Source organism: Oscillibacter sp. UBA6647 (genome assembly GCA_002455655.1).
Classification (GTDB): Bacteria; Bacillota; Clostridia; order Oscillospirales; family Oscillospiraceae; genus Oscillibacter.
Window position 1 is genome coordinate 1 of the sequence record DKLF01000031.1, and the last position, 1,553, is coordinate 1,553.

General features: G+C 53.1%; 4 protein-coding genes. 1 reads left to right on the forward strand and 3 read right to left on the reverse strand.

The window, feature by feature from the left end; translation table 11 throughout:
• The coding region (locus B2W96_RS02515; RefSeq protein ID WP_293008235.1) for a helix-turn-helix domain-containing protein at positions 1-288 on the reverse strand (288 nt) is incomplete at its 3' end.
• A 109-nt stretch (positions 289-397) separates the two neighbouring features.
• Positions 398-1,039, reverse strand: a complete 642-nt coding sequence (locus B2W96_RS02520) for a superoxide dismutase (protein ID WP_293008237.1) — start codon at positions 1,037-1,039, stop codon at positions 398-400.
• Positions 1,040-1,208: 169 nt separating this feature from the next.
• On the opposite strand from B2W96_RS02520, the gene B2W96_RS02525 reads away from it, so the two are divergent.
• Entirely contained in the window at positions 1,209-1,367 is a 159-nt protein-coding gene (locus B2W96_RS02525; RefSeq protein ID WP_293008239.1) for a hypothetical protein, read from the forward strand.
• A 73-nt stretch (positions 1,368-1,440) separates the two neighbouring features.
• Here B2W96_RS02525 and B2W96_RS02530 read toward each other — a convergent pair.
• Positions 1,441-1,553 (reverse strand): IreB family regulatory phosphoprotein (locus B2W96_RS02530; RefSeq protein ID WP_293008285.1); only part of this gene is annotated, 113 nt, incomplete at its 5' end.

The following is a 1,553-nucleotide window of genomic DNA, read 5'->3' on the forward strand; positions in this document are numbered from 1 at the left end:
AACACGTCTTCTGGCATCGCGGAGGTCCTGAATCAACTGACGGATGTGGGCAATCTGCGCGTCGGTGAGGCCGGAGACATCAATGACCGCATCAGGCTGCCGCCCCAGAAGCGCATCGGTAGAGACGGCAAAAAAATCTGCCAGTCGCTCAAGCAGCTCCACGGAGGGCTGAATGTTGTTGTTTTCCCAGTTGGAGACGCTCTGCTTGGAAACGCCCAGCCTTTCGGCCAGACGCGCTTGGGTGATTCCGCTTGCCAGCCTCAGCCGGTGAATTTCGTCGCACAACATCGGGAGTTCCTCCTGAATCCAAAATTACAATATCATTGTAAAATTCAACTTGACAAAATGAAAATATAAAAGTATTGTAATATTGGATATATGAGAAAATTATGTTATTTTACGCCATAGACGGGCGATTTTGCACAATCTGTGCGTACTGTTCGGAAAGAAGGGGCCAGTCAATGATTCGCCACCATGCGTCCAGATAGTCGGCACGGCGATTTTGGTATTGCAGGTAGTACGCGTGTTCCCACACATCGCAGCACAATAGGGGCACAAGGGGCAGGACGGTGTCCTGATTGGCCACGTTCTGAAGAGATAGGATTCCGTTTGCATCGGCGCACAGGCAGGTCCAGCCGGAGCCGAAGACGGAGAGCGCGGTGCTTTTCAGAGCAATTCTGAGGCCGTCGGTGCTGCCGAAAACAAGACGGATGGCGTCTCCTAGCGGCGGCTGGGGGGACGAGGGGGGCAGGGCGTGGAGCGTGCGGAAATAGATGTCGTGGTTGAATACGCCGCCGGCGTTGTTGCGTACACCCTGACGAATCTGCGCAGGCAGATCCATCCAATGTTCGCAAAGCTCTATCAGGGACCAGTCCTGATAGGCGGGGTAGGGTTCCAGCAGCTTGTTCAGATTGTCCACGTAGGCCGCAAAATGCTTGTCGTGGTGAAAACACAGAAGCTTGGCGTCAAGCTCCGGCTCCAGCGCGTCGTAAGGATAGGGCAGCGGAGGCAAGACAAACGGATAGTGCTTCTCTTCCATAGGTGTCATCCTTTCCACATGTGTTCATTAAAGCAGTATACGCCGGAGAATGCGAAATTATGTGCGGCCCGGCCGCTGAAATATAGCACTTCGGCAAAGAATTCGGGATTTCGACAGAGAAAATACGGTATTCTGGTAGGCAACATATCAAGTGGGAGAAGATGATTTTATGACGGACGACGAATTGGATTTCTGTATTCTGTGCGGCCCATTGGCGGACGCCGTGGAGCTTCTGGATGAAGGAAATGCGACGGCGGCCCGGGCAATTATGGTGCGGGTTCTCAGACGGGCGCAGGAGCTGTGTGAACGGGATCAGGGAATGAAATGAGGATGAATGAAAAAAAGCGTTCCCGGAAAGTCTCACTTTCCGGGAACGCCTTTGATTTTTCGGTGTCGAGTGCTCACTGCCCCAAGTATTTCCGAACCAGAACCTGAAGCAGTTCGTCCCTGTCAATTTTGCGGATCAGCGTCCGGGCGTTATTGTGGTTGGTGATATAGGTGGGGTCCTCGGAGA

What these genes read in the sequence shown, in the direction of transcription:
- B2W96_RS02520 (WP_293008237.1), bottom strand. Translation starts at nt 1,039, where the DNA reads ATGGAAGAGAAGCACTATCCGTTTGTCTTGCCTCCGCTGCCCTATCCT.
- B2W96_RS02525 (WP_293008239.1), top strand. Translation starts at nt 1,209, where the DNA reads ATGACGGACGACGAATTGGATTTCTGTATTCTGTGCGGCCCATTGGCG.